The sequence below is a fragment of the Sphingopyxis sp. genome (assembly GCF_040216815.1).
Classification (GTDB): domain Bacteria; phylum Pseudomonadota; class Alphaproteobacteria; order Sphingomonadales; family Sphingomonadaceae; genus Sphingopyxis.
In genome coordinates, this window is the sequence record NZ_JAVJOJ010000011.1 from 270,259 (window position 1) to 288,207 (window position 17,949).

At 65.4% G+C, this 17,949-nt stretch carries 18 protein-coding genes and 1 other RNA gene; 6 read left to right on the plus strand and 13 right to left on the minus strand.

From position 1 onward, the window contains the following. Positions 1-2 precede the first annotated feature (2 nt). The 6 genes from RIA72_RS16215 to RIA72_RS16240 all read right to left on the minus strand — a co-directional run bounded on the left by RIA72_RS16215 (position 3) and on the right by RIA72_RS16240 (position 5,099). On the minus strand, positions 3-1,091 hold the full coding sequence (locus RIA72_RS16215; RefSeq protein WP_350033101.1) for an ABC transporter ATP-binding protein: 1,089 nt from the start codon (positions 1,089-1,091) through the stop codon (positions 3-5). A gap of 20 nt (positions 1,092-1,111) precedes the next feature. Beyond that, a complete protein-coding gene (locus tag RIA72_RS16220) occupies positions 1,112-2,479 on the minus strand; it encodes an MFS transporter (protein WP_350033102.1) in 1,368 nt (455 codons plus the stop codon). A gap of 286 nt (positions 2,480-2,765) precedes the next feature. After that, a complete protein-coding gene (gene dcd, locus RIA72_RS16225; protein WP_350033103.1) occupies positions 2,766-3,320 on the minus strand; it encodes a dCTP deaminase in 555 nt (184 codons plus the stop codon). Between the two features lie 74 nt (positions 3,321-3,394). Further along, the gene (locus tag RIA72_RS16230; RefSeq protein WP_350033104.1) at positions 3,395-3,847 is read right to left on the minus strand and encodes a cytidine deaminase; all 453 of its coding nucleotides are present in this window, start codon (positions 3,845-3,847) and stop codon (positions 3,395-3,397) included. Continuing rightward, positions 3,844-4,599, minus strand: a complete 756-nt coding sequence (locus RIA72_RS16235; RefSeq protein WP_350033105.1) for a GH25 family lysozyme — start codon at positions 4,597-4,599, stop codon at positions 3,844-3,846. Before RIA72_RS16235 ends, RIA72_RS16230 begins: the two co-directional genes overlap by 4 nt. 2 nt (positions 4,600-4,601) lie before the next feature. Then, a complete protein-coding gene (locus RIA72_RS16240) occupies positions 4,602-5,099 on the minus strand; it encodes a UPF0262 family protein (RefSeq protein WP_350033106.1) in 498 nt (165 codons plus the stop codon). Between the two features lie 131 nt (positions 5,100-5,230). On the opposite strand from RIA72_RS16240, the gene RIA72_RS16245 reads away from it, so the two are divergent. Then, complete coding sequence (locus RIA72_RS16245; RefSeq protein WP_350033107.1) at positions 5,231-6,742, plus strand: replicative DNA helicase; 1,512 nt, start codon at positions 5,231-5,233, stop codon at positions 6,740-6,742. 51 nt (positions 6,743-6,793) lie between these two features. Here the strand turns inward: RIA72_RS16245 and RIA72_RS16250 are convergent, their stop codons facing one another. From RIA72_RS16250 to astD, 6 genes are all read right to left on the minus strand, one after another. Continuing rightward, positions 6,794-7,597 carry a phosphoadenylyl-sulfate reductase gene (locus RIA72_RS16250; RefSeq protein WP_350033108.1) on the minus strand — a complete coding sequence of 268 codons (804 nt, stop codon included), beginning with the start codon at positions 7,595-7,597 and terminating at the stop codon, positions 6,794-6,796. After that, on the minus strand, positions 7,590-8,003 hold the full coding sequence (locus tag RIA72_RS16255) for a DUF934 domain-containing protein (RefSeq protein WP_350033109.1): 414 nt from the start codon (positions 8,001-8,003) through the stop codon (positions 7,590-7,592). Before RIA72_RS16255 ends, RIA72_RS16250 begins: the two co-directional genes overlap by 8 nt. Continuing rightward, a complete protein-coding gene (locus RIA72_RS16260; protein ID WP_350033110.1) occupies positions 7,996-9,627 on the minus strand; it encodes a nitrite/sulfite reductase in 1,632 nt (543 codons plus the stop codon). The genes RIA72_RS16255 and RIA72_RS16260 overlap by 8 nt, the downstream gene beginning before the upstream one ends. A gap of 1 nt (position 9,628) precedes the next feature. Beyond that, positions 9,629-9,925 (minus strand): DUF2849 domain-containing protein, encoded by a 297-nt coding sequence (locus RIA72_RS16265; protein WP_350033111.1) that lies wholly within the window; start codon positions 9,923-9,925, stop codon positions 9,629-9,631. Then, positions 9,922-10,710, minus strand: coding sequence for a uroporphyrinogen-III C-methyltransferase (cobA, locus tag RIA72_RS16270; RefSeq protein WP_350033112.1), 789 nt, complete (start codon positions 10,708-10,710; stop codon positions 9,922-9,924). Before cobA ends, RIA72_RS16265 begins: the two co-directional genes overlap by 4 nt. Before the next feature lie 89 nt (positions 10,711-10,799). Then, on the minus strand, positions 10,800-12,245 hold the full coding sequence (gene astD / locus RIA72_RS16275; RefSeq protein WP_350033113.1) for a succinylglutamate-semialdehyde dehydrogenase: 1,446 nt from the start codon (positions 12,243-12,245) through the stop codon (positions 10,800-10,802). A 282-nt stretch (positions 12,246-12,527) separates the two neighbouring features. Between astD and RIA72_RS16280 the strand changes: the two genes are divergently transcribed. The 3 genes from RIA72_RS16280 (at position 12,528) to RIA72_RS16290 (ending at position 15,966) form a co-directional block, all read left to right on the plus strand. Continuing rightward, complete coding sequence (locus RIA72_RS16280) at positions 12,528-13,295, plus strand: alpha/beta fold hydrolase (protein ID WP_502957975.1); 768 nt, start codon at positions 12,528-12,530, stop codon at positions 13,293-13,295. Continuing rightward, the gene (locus RIA72_RS16285; RefSeq protein WP_350033114.1) at positions 13,292-14,476 is read left to right on the plus strand and encodes a glycosyltransferase; all 1,185 of its coding nucleotides are present in this window, start codon (positions 13,292-13,294) and stop codon (positions 14,474-14,476) included. The genes RIA72_RS16280 and RIA72_RS16285 overlap by 4 nt, the downstream gene beginning before the upstream one ends. Before the next feature lie 86 nt (positions 14,477-14,562). Next, the gene (locus tag RIA72_RS16290) at positions 14,563-15,966 is read left to right on the plus strand and encodes an NAD(P)H-dependent flavin oxidoreductase (RefSeq protein ID WP_350033115.1); all 1,404 of its coding nucleotides are present in this window, start codon (positions 14,563-14,565) and stop codon (positions 15,964-15,966) included. Between the two features lie 60 nt (positions 15,967-16,026). Here the strand turns inward: RIA72_RS16290 and RIA72_RS16295 are convergent, their stop codons facing one another. Further along, positions 16,027-17,025, minus strand: coding sequence for a 2-hydroxyacid dehydrogenase (locus RIA72_RS16295; protein ID WP_350033116.1), 999 nt, complete (start codon positions 17,023-17,025; stop codon positions 16,027-16,029). A 126-nt stretch (positions 17,026-17,151) separates the two neighbouring features. Between RIA72_RS16295 and RIA72_RS16300 the strand changes: the two genes are divergently transcribed. Together RIA72_RS16300 and ffs are read left to right on the plus strand one after the other, a co-directional pair. Further along, the gene (locus RIA72_RS16300) at positions 17,152-17,610 is read left to right on the plus strand and encodes an SH3 domain-containing protein (RefSeq protein WP_350033117.1); all 459 of its coding nucleotides are present in this window, start codon (positions 17,152-17,154) and stop codon (positions 17,608-17,610) included. Positions 17,611-17,831: 221 nt separating this feature from the next. Then, positions 17,832-17,929: signal recognition particle sRNA small type (gene ffs / locus RIA72_RS16305), an RNA gene on the plus strand. Positions 17,930-17,949 lie beyond the last annotated feature (20 nt).

Genomic DNA, 17,949 nt, shown 5'->3' on the forward strand with positions numbered 1-17,949 from the left:
GATCAAGGCCGTTCGCTCCGCGTTGCTATTGCCATTCCGTCCGCATCGAACAGGTGCAGCCGGTCCGGCGGGAACAGCACCGACACCGTCTCGCCCTCCCGAAATTGGCCCTCGTCACGTATTTGGCAGGCCAGGGCGTCGCTTCCGGCAGCGCCGTGCAGATGGATGGTCGCAAGGCCGCCCAGGCGTTCGATGAAACCAATCGTAAAGGGCAGGGCATCCGGGGCGGCACCGATTCCGATGTGTTCGGGCCGAATGCCGATCGACAGCGGCGTTCCGGGCGCGAGCGCGGCGACCGGCGCGGGCAGGGTGATGCGTCGCCCGCCGTCAATCGCCGCGCAGCCGTCGTCGGCGATGGTCGCGGGAAGGACGTTCATCCGCGGCGAGCCCAGAAACTGTGCGACGAAGATATTGGCCGGCCGCTCGTACAGGTCGCGCGGATGGCCGACCTGTTCGATCCGCCCGTCGCGCAGCACGATGATGCGATCGGCAAGGGTCATCGCCTCGACCTGATCGTGCGTGACATACAGCGTCGTCGTGCCGAGCTGACGGTGGAGATTGGCAAATTCGTATCGCATCCGTACGCGCAGGTCGGCGTCGAGATTCGACAGCGGTTCGTCGAACAGGAAGATTTGCGGTTGGCGCACGATCGCGCGGCCGATCGCGACGCGCTGACGCTGCCCGCCCGACAGCGCCGCGGGCTTGCGGTCGAGTAGCGCCTCGATATTCAGGATTTCGGCGGCGCGCTGCACCTGCCGCGCGATGTCGTCCTTGGCGGCCTTGGCGATCTTCAGCCCGAACGCCATATTGTCGCGGACCGACAGGTGCGGATAGAGCGCATAGGATTGGAACACCATCGCAATGCCGCGCTGCGATGGGGCGAGGTCCGTCACATCGCGGCCGCCGATCGCGATCCGCCCGCCGGTCAGATCCTCCAGCCCCGCAACAGCGCGCAGCAGCGTCGATTTGCCACAACCGGAGGGGCCGACGATCACCGCGAACTCGCCGTCGGCGACGTCGATCGACACGCCTTTCAGCACTTCGGTTCCGCCGAAGCTCTTGCGCGCGCCCTCGATCGACAGTCCCGCCATGCTCCCCCTCGCGCCCCTTCTCAGTGGACCGTCGCGCCCGCGCTCATCTGCCGCGCCGGGGTGCGCCCTGCGGCGATAGCAAAGACGCAGAGCAGTGCATAGCATGCCGCGGGCAGCACCAGCGCCATGCCATAGCCGACGGCGTCGGAGAGAAGCCCCGCGAAATAGGGGATGGCCGCGCCGCCGACGATCGCAGTGCAGAGCAGCCCCGACGTCGCTTCCGCGCGCGCGGTGGAGCGTTCGAGCGTCAGCGTGAAGATCACCGGGAACATGATCGAGTTGAACAGGCCGATGCCGAGCGCGACAAATCCCGCATTCACGCCCCCGACGAGCGCAACATAAAGGCAGAGCAGCGTGGCTGCGGCGGTGAAGGCGGTGAGCAGCTTTGCGGCCGACATGCGCGCGAGCAGCACCGACCCGATCGCGCGGCCGACCATCGCGCCGCCCCAGTAAAAGGCGACCGCCTTGCCCGCTTCCTGCAACGACACGCCGGGGACGCCGTCGCTGCCCATGAACCAGCCGAGCAGCGGTACGCCGAACGGGGCGTCCGACTGGCCCCACACGGCATCGCTGTTGAGGAACAGCGCCATATGCGTACCGATCGCGACTTCGGCGCCGACATAGAGGAAGATCGCGGCGGCGCCGAACAGGCCCCAGCGCGAAGAGAAAGCCTCGCCGATGAGTTCGCCTATGCGCGCGCGCCGTCCCATCGGCGCGGGCGGGACCGCGGCATCGACGATGCGGCGGCTGACCCAAAAGAAAAGCAGCAGCGCAAGGATCAGCCCGCATATCCAGAAATAGGCCGAGTCGATCCCCGCGAGCGCCTGGCTTCGCACCGCTTCGGTAACGACCGTCCCTTCCTTCACCTCAACCCCTTCAAGGAAGAGATGCGATCCGATCAATGGGCCCAGAAAGGTGCCGAAGCTGTTGAAAGTCTGGCTGAAGGTCAGGCGGAAATGGCTGCGCCGGGGGTCGCCGAGCGCGGCGGCGAGCGGGTTCGCCGCGACCTGCAATATGGTGATGCCGCTCGCGAGAATGAACAGTCCAGCGAGCACGAGCGGATAGATCGCAAGGTTCGCCGCGGCGAGCATGACGAGGCAGCCTGCAACCATCGTCGACAGCGCGGTGAGGATCGACGGCACCGAATGAAAGCGCGCGATCAGCGCGGCGGCGGGAAAGGACATGAGGCCATAGGCGATAAAAAAGGCCGAAGCCGATAGTTGCGCCTCGGCATCGCTGAGCGTGAAAATGCCTTTTACCGCCGCCACCAGCGGATCGATCAGCGAGGTGATGAACCCCCACGCGAAAAAGAGCACCGTCACCGCGGCAAAGGCCGCCATCGCGGTGGACTTCGTGCCGGCGTCCGGCGCCGCGCTGGGTGCGTCCATCCCGAATTTCCTCTTCCCGAAATTGTTATTGAGCAAAGGGTCTAATGCGGGGTGTCGATCAATGCAACCGGTTACATAGATGCGAGCGGAGGACCGGGAAATCGAGGGTGCCGGGCCCGAATGCGGGATGACACAAAGCGGCGTGGAATATTTGCGATGTCCGGTTTGGGGGAGGATCCGACGTTGATACCCCCAACCTTCGTCATCCGGGATCACGTCCGCAATGACGATGAAATGAACGCCCGCTTTCGGTCGGGGCCTGTCATCCTGTCCCGCGGGGTCGCGCCTATAACTTCGGCAGCGTTACGCCCTTTTGCCCCATATATTTGCCCGCGCGGTCGGCGTAGCTGGTCTCGCACGGCTCGTTGCCTTTGAGGAACAGGAACTGGCACGCGCCTTCATTGGCATATATCTTGGCGGGCAGGGGGGTTGTGTTGGAAAATTCCAGCGTCACATGGCCTTCCCAGCCAGGCTCGAGCGGGGTGACGTTCACGATGATGCCGCAGCGCGCATAGGTCGATTTGCCCAGGCAGATGACGAGCACATCGCGCGGGATGCGGAAATATTCGACCGTGCGGGCAAGCGCAAAGCTGTTCGGCGGAATGATGCACACGTCGGTTTCGCGGTCGACAAAGCTGTTCGACGCAAAGTCCTTGGGATCGACGACCGCGCTGTCGACATTGGTGAAAATCTTGAACTCGGGCGCCACGCGCGCGTCATAGCCGTAGGAGGAGAGGCCATAGCTGATGCAACCGTCGCGGCGCTGGGCCTCGACGAAAGGTTCGATCATGCCCTGTGTTTGGGCGGCTTCGCGAATCCATTTGTCGGAAAGAATGCTCATGTCGCTGTCTTGTCGGGGAGCCGCGCTTCGCGCAAGCGATCAGTAACGCCCGGCCTTCGCGGCGGACACGATGGCTATGTGATAAGGCCGAGATCCTTCGGCCCAAAGGCGGCGGGCAGAAGCTCGCTCAGCCGGTAGGTCGCGATCGCGCTGCCGTCGCCCGAGGCGCAATGAACCAATATATCGGTTCGCGACCGTTCGGCGGCTTCGTTCAAAATCTGGCGGCAGCGGCCGCACGGATGCACCGGTTCGCTGCCGATCAGCGCCGCGCCCTGCGGACGCCCGCCGACGATCGCGACTTCGGCAAGCTCGCCGATCCAGCCTTCGTTGGCGATTTTCGCCACCGCCGCGGTTTCGGCGCAGAGGGTGAGGCCATAGCTGGCATTTTCGACATTGGCGCCGGTCACGACGTCGCCATTTTTGAGCAGTAGCGCGGCGCCGACGTGGAAACCCGAATAGGGCGCATAGGCGCGGCTCGCCGCGTCGCGCGCGGCGTCGATCAACGCGTTGCGGGTCATTTCGCTCATGGCATGTCTCCTCGCGCGCGCAGGACATTCCAGCCGACGGTGCCCGTTGCACCCGACAGGCGGACATAATCGTTCGCCTGCCACATGGTCCAGGCGTGCGCGCCGTAATCGGGTTCGAAAAAGTCGCGTCGCAGCCATGTCGTGCGCGCGATGCCACGCGTTACCTGATAATCGGCCTCGAACGCCGGACCGGGGGCGATCAGGCTCCGCTTGCCCATATGCGCCTCGATCTGCGCAAGAAAGGTCGCGAGTTCGGAGAGCAGAAGTGCGCGCGTCGGGCGGTCGGGGCAGCGGTCGTCATAATCGAGCCAGACCACTGCGGGCAGCATGTCGGCGCGGCGCGGAACGTGGCGGATGAAATTGGCCGCCTGGTCGGTGGCGAGGCGGCAGAGGCTGTAACGATGGATCGGGCCCACCTGCACCCCCGCTTCGCGCGCGTCCGACAGATTGCGCGCGAATTGCGCGTCGACGCTCGCGGCGCCGCCGGTCGCGGCGATATAAGCGAAATCGGCGCCGGCGGCCTTGATCGACCCCCAGTGAACCTCGCCATTATCCGCGTCGATCGTCACCCCCTGCACCGGATAGACGGCGCGGTCGGGCGTCCAGCGCGCCGCCCACCACAGCGCGAGTCCGGTGGCGAGAAGAAGCAGGACGACAAGGGCGCCGATCCGGCGCAGGGCTTGCAGCGCCGCGGTACGCCATGCGGCCGCAGCTTGCGCCGCTTTTCCGCCCCTGATCGCCCCCGCCTTCATCGTCACCCCTTGATGTGCAGCACGCAGATCAGCGTGAACAATCGCCGCGCCGTGTCGAAATCGACCGCGATCTTGCCGTCGAGCCGGTCCATCAGCATCTCCGCGGCCTCGTTATGCAGCGCACGGCGCGCCATATCGACCGTTTCGATCTGCTGCGCGGTCGAGGTCTTGATCGCCTGATAATAGGAATCGCAAATCGCGAAATAGTCGCGGATCGGACGGCGAAAGCGGCCGAGGCCGAGAATGATCGCCTCCAACGGCGATCCGTCCTCGCGCGATATTTCAAAGATCAGGCGCCCGTCCTCGACACGCAGTTTCAGCCGGTAGGGTCCGGCATAGCCGTCGGGGTGGCCGCGCTGCGGCACGAACTTATTGTCTTCGATCAGGTCGAAGATCGCGACGCGGCGTTCCTGCTCGACGTCGGGGTTTCGCCAGACGATCGAACCCTCGTCGAGATCGACCGAAATGATACGCTGTTTGGAAGGATCGGCGTCGGACATGCTGACCGTGCTTCTACTTGGGCTGCGCCGAAGGGCAAGGGGGGCAACTTATTCACAGCATTCCACAGTTATGATATGTCTCGCGACATCGCCGGTTGCGCCGCCGGGGCCACCGGCCCATGAAGGTCGCCATGCCCGAATTAGCCCTTATCCCGACCCCGGCGACGGCCGGGGATGAGCGTCAATTGCCCCGCAATATCGAGGCCGAGGCCGCGTTTCTGGGGGCGATTCTGATCGACAACCGAGTCGTCGAGGATTTGCCCGTCCAGTTGACGCCCGAACATTTTTTCGAGCCGCTGCACGGCCGCATCTTTCAGCAGACGATGGCGCTGATCGAACGCAACAGCATCGCGACGCCTGTGACGCTCAAACCCTATTTCGAGGCCGACGAGGCGATGAAGGCGGTGGGCGGGGTCGGCTATCTGGCGCAGCTCACCGGCAGCGGCGCGGGGCTGATCGGCGCGCGCGACTTTGCGAAGCAGATATTCGACCTTGCGCTGCTTCGCGAACTCGCGGGGGTGGGGCGTACGCTGGTCGACAATGCGCTCGACACCAGCGAACGCGTCGACCCGCAGGCACAGATTGAGGAGGCTGAAACCGCGCTCTACCGGGTTGCCGGGGGCGAAGCCGAAATGGGGTCGGTCAAGACGTTCAACCAGGCGAGCCTCACCGCCCTGCAGGCGGCCGAGCGCGCGCTCAATTCGGGCGGGCATTTGTCGGGCATCACCACCGGCATCGCGAGCATGAACGCCAAGATCGGCGGGATGCACAACAGCGATTTGATGATCCTGGCCGGGCGTCCCGGCATGGGCAAGACCTCGCTCGCAACGAACATCGCCTATAACGCCGCCGAACGCTGGCGGCGCGACGAGGAGGACGGCATTCCGCCCGAAAAGAACATGGGTGCGAAGGTCGCCTTTTTCAGTCTCGAAATGTCGGCCGACCAGCTCGCGACGCGTGTGCTCGCCGAACAGTCGGGCGTCTCGGGCGAGGCGCTGCGCATGGGCAAGATCAGCAAGGAGCAGTTCCAGCAGCTCTCGCGCGCCGCGCAGACGCTGCAAACGCTGCCGCTCTATATCGACGACACGCCCGGCCTGACGATCGCGGGACTGCGTACGCGGGCGCGGCGGCTTCAGCGGCGCCACGGTATCGGCTTCATCATCGTCGACTATCTCCAGCTCCTTCAGGGCTCGTCGCGCAGCGGCGACAATCGGGTGCAGGAAATCTCCGAAATTTCGCGCGGCCTGAAGACGCTGGCCAAGGAGTTGAACGTCCCGGTAATGGCGCTGTCACAGCTCAGCCGTCAGGTCGAAAGCCGCGAGGACAAGCGCCCGCAGCTCTCCGACCTTCGCGAGTCGGGCTCGATCGAGCAGGACGCCGACATGGTGCTTTTCGTGTTCCGCGAGGATTATTATGTCGCGGCGCGCGAACCGAAGCGCCCGATCGAGGGCGACGATGTCAAAATCCACGCCGCGCACGAGGAATGGGCGGCAGAGATGGAGCGCGTCTTCGGCCTTGCCGAAGTCATCGTCGCCAAATCGCGTCACGGCTCGACGGGCAAGGTGCGCCTGCACTTCGAGGCCAAGACGACGAAGTTCAGCGACCTTGCCGACGACAGCATGGCGTATGAGGATTATGAGTGATGATTAGCGAACAATCGTCTTCCCAGCTTTTGCTGGGACGACGTTTGTTTGTCAGAACGCCGGATCGTTCGCCGGATCGTCGTCGATTGGCGTGACCGCGGTGTGGATGCCGCATTCGGTCTTGTCCCAGCCGCGCCAGCGGCCCGAACGCGGGTCTTCGCCGGGCTTGACCTTCGACGTGCAGGGCGAGCAGCCGATCGAGGGATAACCCTCCGCCTCCAGCGGATGTCGCGGCAGGTCGTGCTCGGCGAAATAGGCGTCGAGCATCTCGCGCGTCCAATTGGCGAGCGGGTTGAATTTGAGCCGCCCGGTGGTGCCGTCGAGTTCGAAGCGCGGCAGGCCCTGCCGCGTCGATGACTGGAAGCCCTTGCGGCCGGTGATCGAGGTATCGAAATCGGCCAGCGCCTTTTCGAGCGGCCGGACCTTGCGGATTTCGCAGCAGCCATCGGGGTCGTACGACCAGCGCAGCTCGGTCGCATCCTTCTGCGCCAGCTCCTCGGCATCGGGGGTCAGGTTGACGATGTTAAGCCCCAGCCTGGCCGCCAATTCGTCGCGATACGCCAGCGTCTGGGGAAAATGCTTGCCGGTGTCGAGGAACAGCACCGGCATGTCTCGCGCGACGCGCGTGACGAGGTGCAGCAGCACCGCGCTTTCGGCGCCGAAGCTCGACACGATTGCGGTTTCGCCGATCAGTCCGGCACCGATCACGCTCGCGACAACCTCGGCGGCGTCCTGCCCGCGGAAGAGGTTGTTGAGGCGGAGGACGTCGGCCTGGGTGAAGCGCGGCGCGACGTCGATGCGGTCGCGGGCGCGGTCTTCGGCCTTGCGTTGGGGAGAGAAGGTCACGTCAGCCATGCCTCAATTTCCATATCGGCACCGCTGCGTCGGCGGCGCCCTGGTAATGGTGCGGCCAGCGCGCCAGCGCCGCGTCGACATCGGCCGGGTTGAGCGGCTTTTCAGACGCGAAGCTGTCGAAGCCGCAACGCTTCATATAGGCGATCTGGTCGACCAGCACGTCGCCCTGCGCGCGCAATTCGCCCGTATAGCCCGCCTCGCGCAGGATGCGTGCCGACGAATAGCCGCGTCCGTCGCGAAAGGCCGGAAAGGCGATTTCGATCAGCTTGAGCCGGTCGAGATAGGGGATGAGCGCGCGCGCATCCTCGTCGCTTTCGAGCCGCACCGCGGTCGCGTTCGACTGCGACAGAAAGGCGTCAAGCGTGACGCAGGGTTCTTCGCCGTCGGCTTGCAGATGCTCAACCATAGATCGCCTCCTTGAACGGCGCCATGCCGACGCGGCGGAAGGTGTCGACGAAGCGCTCGCCCTCGGTCCGTTCGCTCAGATATTTGTCGGTGACGCGTTCGATCGCGTCGACGATGCCGTCCTCGTCGAAACCGGGGCCGGTGATCGTGCCGAGGCTGACGTCCTCCGCGCCCGACCCGCCAAGCAACAGCTGGTAATTTTCGGTGCCTTTGCGGTCGACACCGAGGATGCCGATGTGCCCCGCGTGGTGATGCCCGCAAGCGTTGATGCAGCCCGAAATCTTGAGCTTCAATTCGCCCAATTCCTTCTGCCGCCCGAGGTCGGCAAAGCGCGTCGCGATTTTCTGCGCCACCGGGATCGAGCGCGCATTGGCGAGGCTGCAATAATCGAGACCGGGGCAGGCGATGATGTCGCTGATGAGGTCGAGGTTCGGCGTCGCGAGCCCCGCTTCGTCGAGCTTTTGCCAGATGGCATAGAGGTCGGCCTTGCGGACGTGCGGCAGCACGATGTTCTGCGCGTGGGTGACGCGCAGTTCGTCGTGGCTATATGTCTCGGCAAGGTCGGCCATCAGGTCGATCTGCGCCGAGCTCGCATCGCCAGGGATGCCGCCGACGGGTTTCAGGCTGATATTGATGATCGCATGGCCCGGCACCTTGTGCGCGGCGACATTCTGGTCCAGCCAGACGGCGAAATCGGGGTCGCTGCGGTCGACCGCGTCGGGCGCCGAGGCGTCGAGCGGCGGCGGCGCGAATTGCGCGGCGATACGATCAAACTCAGCGCGCGGCGGGTCGATGCCCAGCGTCTTGACGTGCGCAAATTCCTCCTCGACCTGGCGGCGATATTCGTCGGCGCCGAGCTCGTGGATCAGGATCTTGATCCGTGCCTTGTAGATATTGTCGCGGCGGCCATAGCGATTGTACACGCGCAGGCACGCCTCGGTGTAGCTGAGCAGATCGTCGAGCGGCACGAAATCCTTGATCAGCGGCGCGATCATCGGCGTGCGGCCCATACCCCCGCCGACATAGAAGGCGGCGCCGTGCTGTCCATCCTTCTCGACGATCTGGATGCCGATGTCGTGCAGGCGCATCGCGGCGCGGTCCTCGTCGGCGGCGATCACCGCGATTTTGAATTTGCGCGGCAAATAGCTGAATTCGGGGTGAAAGCTCGACCACTGACGCAGCAGCTCCGCCCAGGGGCGCGGATCGGTGATCTCGTCGGCGGCGGCGCCCGCCCACTGGTCCGAACTGATGTTGCGGATGCAATTGCCGCTCGTCTGGATCGCGTGCATTTCGACCGAGGCAAGGTCGGCGAGGATCGCGGGCGCATCCTCCAGCTTGATCCAGTTGTACTGGATATTCTGGCGCGTCGTGAAATGGCCGTAGTCGCGGTCATACGTGCGCGCGATGTGCGCGAGCATCCGCATTTGCCGACTGTCGAGCGTGCCATAGGGCACCGCAACGCGCAGCATATAGGCGTGAAGCTGGAGGTAGAGGCCGTTCATCAACCGCAGCGGCTTGAACTGGTCCTCGGTAATCTCGCCCGCCAAACGGCGGCGAACCTGGTCGGAAAATTCGGCGACGCGCGCCTCGACCATCGCCTGGTCATATTCGTCATATTTATACATGTCAGATCACCCAGTCGCCGGCCGTCGGATCGGCGGGTTTCAATGTCAGGTCGGGGCGCACCGTGGGGCCCAATGCGCGGATGCGGTCCTTGATATGCGCGGGGCGCGGGCCATCGGGGGTCATTTCACCCGCGATGATATAGGGCGCGTTGACGCGGCGCGCGGCTTCCTCGACGGCGAGGATGGCGTCGCCATTTTCGCCGACGTCGGCGGCATCTTCGATATGGATCGACCAGTCGGCGCCGGTCCACCATGTCACGAACCCGGTTTTGAGGTCGTTGCCCGTAAGCAATTTCATGTAAGATTCCCCATTTGTGCAGCGGTGCCTGGGATGCCGAGACAGTCGAGCGCATCCGCGCGTGCCGCGACCTTGCCGACGATGATCAGCGCCGGGCTGGCCACCCGTTCGCGCGCGACCAGATCGCCAAGGTCGGTGAGCAAGGTGCGGAGCACGCGGGCGTCCGCCGTCGTCCCGCGTTCGACCACCGCAACCGGCAGGTCGGGCGAAACACCGTCGGCGATCAGCTTGTCGGCGATCGCCGAAGCGGTCGCGAGGCCCATGTAGATGACGAGTGTGCGGCCATGCCCCGCAAGGCCCGACCAGTCCTGATCGGTCAGATCCTTGCACTGGCCCGCGACGAAGCTGACCGCGCTCGCATCCTCGCGGTGGGTGAGGGGGAGGCCCGCCTGCGCGGCGCAGCCCGCGGCGGCGGTGATGCCGGGGACAACCTCGACCGCGATGCCCGCCGCGCGCGCGGCGTCAAGCTCTTCGCCGCCCCGGCCAAAGATGAACGGGTCGCCGCCCTTCAACCGCACGACCTGCTTGCCCGCGCGCGTTTCGCGGACGAGGAGGTCGTTGATCAATTCCTGCTTCATCGTGTGGCGGCTGCGTTGTTTGGCGACCGAGATACGCGTCACATGCGGGGGGATCAGCGCGAGCACGCCGCCGCCGACCAGCCCGTCGTGCACCACCAGATCGGCGCTCTCAAGCAACCGCGCGGCGCGCAGCGTCAGGAGGTCGGGATCGCCGGGCCCGGCGCCGACGAGCCAAAGCTTGCCCGCGGGGGAGAGAGACTTTTCCATGTCGACAAAGATGGTTCACGCGCCCGGAAAGCGCAAAGCAGGCTTTGTTGGCGGGGGTGTAGGTAAAATTGCGCGCGTCGTCCGAAGGGTCAGAGATATTTCTTCGTCACCAATTGCGACCCTTCGGGATCGCGCAGGCCCACCCCGATGGCGGCGCGCAGCGCGTCGCTTTCGGCGCTCGCGACCGGATAGGCGCAATAATCGGCGGCGTAAAAGGCGCTGGGGCGGTGGTTGCCCGAAAGGCCGATGCCGCCGAACGGTGCGGCCGACGAGGCACCGTTGGTCGGCCGGTTCCAGTTGATCACGCCCGCGCGCGCATTGGCCCAGAACTGATCGTAAAGCTGCGGCGTGCCGCCGACCAGTGCCGCCGACAGGCCAAAGGCGGTGTTGTTCGCCTCGGCGATTGCCGCCTCGAACGTTTCGACGCGGATCACCTGGAGCAACGGCCCGAACAATTCGATGTCGGGCCGTTCGGGCATCGCCGTGACATCGATGATGCCGGGGGTCAGAAAGGGACGGTCCGCAACGGGGCGCGTCATGTGACGGATCACCTGGCCGCCGTTCGACATGAGCACCAGAAAGCTTTCGGTCAGCCCGTCCGCCGCCTCATTGTCGATCACCGGCCCCATATAGGGCGCGGGGTCGGCGTGCGGATGGTCGACGATCAGCCGGTTCGCGAGGTCGCGCACTTCGGCGATCAGCGCGTCGGCCAGACTGTCCTTGACGACCAGCCGCCGGGCGTTGCTGCATCGTTGTCCGGCGCTGAGAAAGGCCGACTGGACGATGACGATCGCCGCGGTGCGGAGGTCGGCGGTGTCCCAGGCCACGATCGGGTTGTTGCCGCCCATTTCGAGTGCGAGCATCTTGCCCGGCTGTCCCGCGAACTGGCGGCTGAGCGCCAATCCGGTGCGCGCCGATCCGGTGAACAGCAATCCGTCGATGCCGGGATGCGCGGCAAGCGCCTTGCCCGTGTCGGGCCCCCCGACGACGAGGCGCAGCACCTCTTGCGGCACACCCGCGCTGTGGAAAAGCTCGACCAGCTTCGCGCCGACCGCCGGGGTCTTTTCGGACGGCTTGAAAACGACCGAATTGCCCGCGATCAGCGCGGGGACGATATGGCCGTTCGGCAGGTGCGCGGGGAAATTATAGGGGCCCAGCACCGCGAGCGCGCCGTGCGGTTTGTGGCGCACCGCGCTCCGCAGCCCCATCGCCCCCTCGATGCGGCGGTTGGGCGTGCGTTCGGCATAGGCCTTGACCGAAATATCGACCTTGTTCGCGACCGATTCGACCTCGGTGCGCGCTTCCCACAGCGGTTTGCCCGTCTCGCGCGCGATCAGGTCGGCCAGCGCCTCTCCCTCGGCCTTCACCCGGTCGGCAAAGCGGCGCAGCGTCTCGGTGCGGAAAGTGACCGGCTTTGCCGCCCATTCGGGCCAGGCGCGCCGCGCGATTTCGACCTCGGCATCGACGTCGCTTACCGTGCCGCGCCAAAGCTGTTCGCCGGTGGCGGGTTCGAAGGAAAGCAGCTCTTCGCTCATGGTCGTCCCGCTCTTATCGGCGAAAGCGGACGTCGGCAACCACGGCGGCGGCTTTCGCGACGGATTGCTTGCGCCGATGCGCCGCCTTGGCGATAGACGGGGGGACTCCCGCGCAGCATTTGTCGGGCGCGATACAGACCAAGGGGACAATCGATTCTGGGCAGAGACGACAGCCGCCGCGAATGGGCCGACCATTATTGGTGGTCGCACGATGGCGTCCGGCTGCACGCGCGCGTCTATTCCGGCCCCGACAGCAGCGCAGGCGCGCCGCCGGTCCTGTGTATGCCCGGCCTTGCGCGCAATGCCCGCGATTTCGAAGGATTGGCGCCGCATGTCGCGCAATATCGCCAGGTGATCGTGGTCGAGTTCCGCGGCCGCGGCGAGAGCGCCTATGCCAAGGACCCGATGACCTATGTGCCGCTGACCTATGTTCAGGATGTCGTCGCCTTGCTCGACGAGTTGGGCATCGACCGCTTCGCGACGATCGGCACGTCGCTCGGCGGGCTGGTGTCGATGCTGATGGCGGCCAGCCTGCCGGGGCGCATCGTCGGCGCGGTGCTCAACGATGTCGGACCCGAATTGCAGGCCGCGGGGCTCGACCGCATTCGCGACTATATCGGCGCCGGCGGAAGCCAGCCGACCTGGATGCATGCCGCGCGCACCTTCGCCGAGCTCAATGCCGCGATTTATCCCAGTTATAGCATCCACGACTGGCTGCGACTGACCAAGCGCACGCACAAGCTGACCCCCGAAGGGCGGATCGTCACCGATTATGACAAGCAGATCGCGGCGCCGCTGCGCGTTCCCAACGGCGGCGACGCAGGGATCGACCTGTGGCCCGCCTATCGCGCGCTCGGCGGCATTCCGCTGCTCGTCCTGCGCGGCGCGCTGTCGGATATATTGGCCCGTTCCGCGGCCGAAAAAATGGCGGCCGAATTGCCCGGAGCGCGCCTTGTCGAAGTGCCGGGCGTCGGTCATGCGCCGACGATGGACGAACCCGAAGCGCGCGCGGCGATCGACGCCTGGGTTGCCAGCCTGCCGCCCGCATGACCGGACGCGGTGACATCGCGCCACGTGAACATCCCGTGCGCATCCTCCATCTCCATTCCAGCTTTTCGCTGGGCGGCAAGGAAGCCCGCGCCGTCCGCCTGATGAATTTGATGGAGGATCGCGCGCAGCACACGATCCTGTCGGCCGTTCCCGACGCGCTCGGCGCGCGCGAGGCAATCGATCCCGCCGTCCGCGTCGAATTTCCGAAGGACGCACCGCCGCTGCACGGGCGCCCGTCGCTCGCCCGCTATCGCGATCTTGCGCGCTATTTCTGCCGGTTTGACCTGCTGCTCAGCTATAATTGGGGGGCGATGGACGGGGTGATGGCGCGCCGTCTGAATCTTGCGCGTCACGGCCACGCGATGCCCGACCTTGTCCACCATGAGGATGGGTTCAACGAGGATGAAAGCGTCCGGCGCAACTGGAAACGCAATCTGTTCCGGCGCATCGCGCTGTATCGCTGCGCCCCGGTGGTGGTGCCCTCGGTCCAGCTTCAGCGGATCGCCGTCCGCGAATGGGGCGTCGGCGACGGCGTGCGGCTCATCCGCAACGGCATCGACGTCGCGGCCTATGGCGAAGCGCCGACGCAGGCGATATCCGGCTTCGTCCGGCGCGAGGGCGAGGTGGTGATCGGGACCGTCGCGGGATTGCGCAAGGTCAAGGATCTGCCGCGCCTGGTCCGCGCGGTCGCGCCGCTGCCCGCCCATATCCGCCTCGTCATCGTCGGCGAAGGACCCGAAAGGGCAGCGATCGAGGCCGAAGCGGCCGCCTGCGGCATGACGGGCCGGCTGTTGATGCCGGGCTTTATGGCCCAACCCGCGCGCTGGATTGGCCATTTCGATATGCTCGCGCTGTCGTCGCGCAGCGAACAGGCGCCGATCGCGGTGATCGAGGCGATGGCGGCAGGTCTGCCGGTCGTCAGCCCCGATGTCGGCGATGTCGCGGCGATGGTGTCGGACGCGAACCGTCCGTTCATTGCGGACGACGAAGCGGCCTTTCGCGCGGCGCTGGCCCGCTTGGGCACCGACGCGGCGCTGCGCGCGGCGGTCGGCGCCGCGAACCGGCGCGTCGCCGCGGAACGCTTTGACGAATCTATCATGGTCGCGCGCTATCAAAAGCTCTATGCTGGCGCGCTTGATGGGTATGACGTTTTTACGGGGCGTTGGATCGGCTTCGATTGACAAGCAGGGGCCTCTTCCGCTTACGGAAGCGGCATGACGGGGGCCGGTTCGCACGCGCGGGTCGGCGGAGAGAGAGAAGGTTTAGAGTGTTCAAAGGTTTGAAGCCCATCCTTTATGGCGGGCGTGAAGTCTGGCCGCTGGTCGAAGGCGGCAAGGGCGTGTCGGCGACCAACCATATGTCGAGCGGCGCGTGGGCCGCGGCCGGCGGTATCGGCACGGTTTCGGCGGTCAACGCCGACAGCTATGACGCCGACGGCAAGATCATCCCGCAAATCTATCGCGCGCTGACGCGCAAGGAACGGCACGAAGAACTGGTCCGCTATGCGATCGACGGCGCGGTCGAACAGGTGAAGCGCGCGCACGACATCGCGGGCGGCAAGGGCGCGATCAACATCAACGTGCTGTGGGAAATGGGTGGTGCGCAGCAGGTTCTCGAAGGCGTGCTAGAACGCGCCAAGGGGCTTGTCACCGGCGTCACCTGCGGCGCGGGAATGCCGTACAAGCTCAGCGAGATCGCGGCGCGGCACAATGTCCATTATCTGCCGATCATTTCGTCGGCGCGCGCCTTTCGCGCGTTGTGGAAGCGCGCCTATCACAAGGTCGCCGACCTGATGGCGGCGGTGGTATACGAAGATCCGTGGCTCGCGGGCGGGCATAACGGCCTGTCGAACGCCGAAGATCCGCTGAAACCCGAAGATCCCTATCCGCGCGTCAAGGCGCTGCGCGACACGATGCGCGCAGAGGGGATCGCCGATAGCGTGCCGATCGTGATGGCGGGCGGCGTCTGGTATCTGCGCGACTGGGAGCATTGGATCGACAATCCCGAACTCGGCCAGATCGCCTTTCAATATGGCACGCGGCCGCTCCTCACCGAAGAAAGCCCGATCCCGCAGGCGTGGAAAGACCGCCTCCGCACGCTCGACGAGGGCGACGTGCTGCTCCACCGATTCTCGCCGACCGGATTTTACTCCAGCGCGGTGCGCAACCCCTTCCTCCGCGACCTCGAAGCGCGCTCGGAACGTCAGATTCCCTACTCGAAACAGGAAGCGGGCGACCATGTCGTCCAACTCGACGTGGGGGTGAAGGGAAAGAATTTCTGGGTCACGCCGCACGATCGCGACCGCGCGCGCGACTGGTACGCCGAAGGCTATACCGAGGCGCTGAAAACCCCCGACAATACGGTCGTGTTCGTGACCGAAACCGACAAGAGCACCATCCGCAAGGACCAGGCCGACTGCATGGGCTGCCTGTCGCATTGCGGCTTTTCGGCGTGGAAGGACCATGACGATTATTCGACCGGCTACCTCGCCGACCCGCGCAGTTTCTGCATCCAGAAGACGCTCCAGGACATTGCGCACGGCGGCGACGTCGAGCAGAATCTGATGTTCGCGGGCCATGCCGCGTTCAATTTCAAGACCGATCCTTTTTACTCGAACAATTTCACGCCTACGGTGAAGCAACTCGTCGACCGGATTTTGACGGGGGATTAATCACTCCGTCATTGCGAGCGTAGCGAAGCAATCCAGGGCGGCATTGAACGGGTGTCGACTCTAAGCCCACCCCTCCAGCACCTGATCGGGGGGGCGGTGGCCGTCGCACCAGGCGCGGATGTTGGCGATGACCTTTTCGCCCGACGCTTCGCGGCCCTCGATCGTTGCCGAGCCGAGATGCGGGAGCAGCACGACATTGTCGAGCGCGAGCAGCGCGGGGTCGACGGCGGGTTCGTGGGTGTAGACGTCGAGCCCCGCGCCCGCGATGCGGCCGGTCTGGAGCGCCGCGATCAGCGCCTTTTCGTCGACGATTTCGCCGCGGGCGGTATTGATAAGGTAGGCGGTCGGCTTCATCGCGCCGATCCGCGCGGCGCTCACCATCGCGTGCGTTTCGCTGGTGTGCGGGCAGTGGATCGTGACGACGTCGCTGATCCGCAGCAGCGTGTCGACGCTCGCATGATAGCTTGCGCCCAATTCCTCCTCGATGGCTTCGGGAAGCCGCTTGCGATTATGATAATGGATCGACAGGCCAAAGGCGCGCGCGCGCCGCGCGACAGCAAGGCCGATGCGGCCCATTCCGATGATGCCGAGCAATTTGCCGCCGACGCGGTGCCCCAGCATCGCGCTCGGCGCCCAGCCTTGCCACTTGCCCGACCGCATCAGCTTCTCGCCCTCGGCCAGCCGGCGCGGCACGCTCAGGATCAGCGCCATCGTCATGTCGGCGGTGTCCTCGGTAAAAACACCGGGCGTGTTCGACACCATGATGCCCTTGGCGCGCGCCGCGGCCAGATCGATATGATCGACCCCGGCGCCGAAATTGGCGATCAGCTTCAGCCGCTCGCCCGCCGCAGCGATCACCTCGGCATCGATTGCGTCGGTCACGGTGGGAACGAACACGTCGCAGTCGGCCACAGCCGCCTTGAGTTCGTCCTTGGTAAAGGCATGGTCGTGCGCCGACAGCGCCACGTCGAACAATTCGGCCATGCGCGCCTCGACATGCGGCATCAGCTGGCGGGTTACGACGACGCGCGGACGTTTGGGACGGGATGAATCGGGCATGGCCGCCGATAGAGCGCGCCCGCGCGGAGGGGTCAAGGGGGCAGGGACGGTCAAGGCTGTGGACGACCGCCCGCCGGTCCGACGCTCCCGGTTGATAATGGGCCGCAACTTTGACAAGGGTTTGCGATGACCAGCCGGAAAATTGCCCTGATTTCGCTCAGCCTTGCCGTGGTGGGACCGGCATCGGCCCAGTCGGACCCCGAATTGCCCTATTGGGCGTCGATCAGCGTCGACGAAGCGCGGATGCGCAAGGGGCCGTCGCCCGACGTGCCCGTATTGTGGGAATATCGCCGCAAGGATTTGCCCGTGAAAGTCATCGCGCGCCATGAAAACTGGCGCCGCATCGAGGATCCCGACGGCACGCGCGGCTGGATGGCGGCGCGGCTTTTGAGCCGGACCCGCACCGCGATCGTCACCGGTGAAACGCGCCCGATGCGCGAGGAACCGAGCGCGACCGCACCCGTCGTCTATCGCGCCGAGCCAGGCGTCGTCGGGCGCATCAGCGATTGCAAGGACGGCTGGTGCCGCCTTGACGTCAAGGGCCGCAAGGGCTGGATTCAGACCGATCATATCTGGGGCGACTGACGGTGAGGGTGCGAATGTCCGGTTTCAACCGGAAGCCGCCCTCAACTCTATCGTCATCCCGGCGAAGGCCGGGATCTCGCCGGTGCGGCAAACCGTCAGGGTGAGATCCCGGCCTTCGCCGGGATGACGGATAAGGGAAGGTCGGGAAACCACCCCAAGCCGTCGCTATCCCCCTTGACCGCGCCGATCTTGCATTTGGGATCGTCTGCCGCCATATGCGCCGCGGGAGTCGGGCGGACGCAGTCTTCGCCAACCCGGTCAGGTCCGGAAGGAAGCAGCCGCAACGAATTCGCTGCGGGTCGTTCCGGCTCCCACCCATTTCCCCCTTCGACAAGCGCG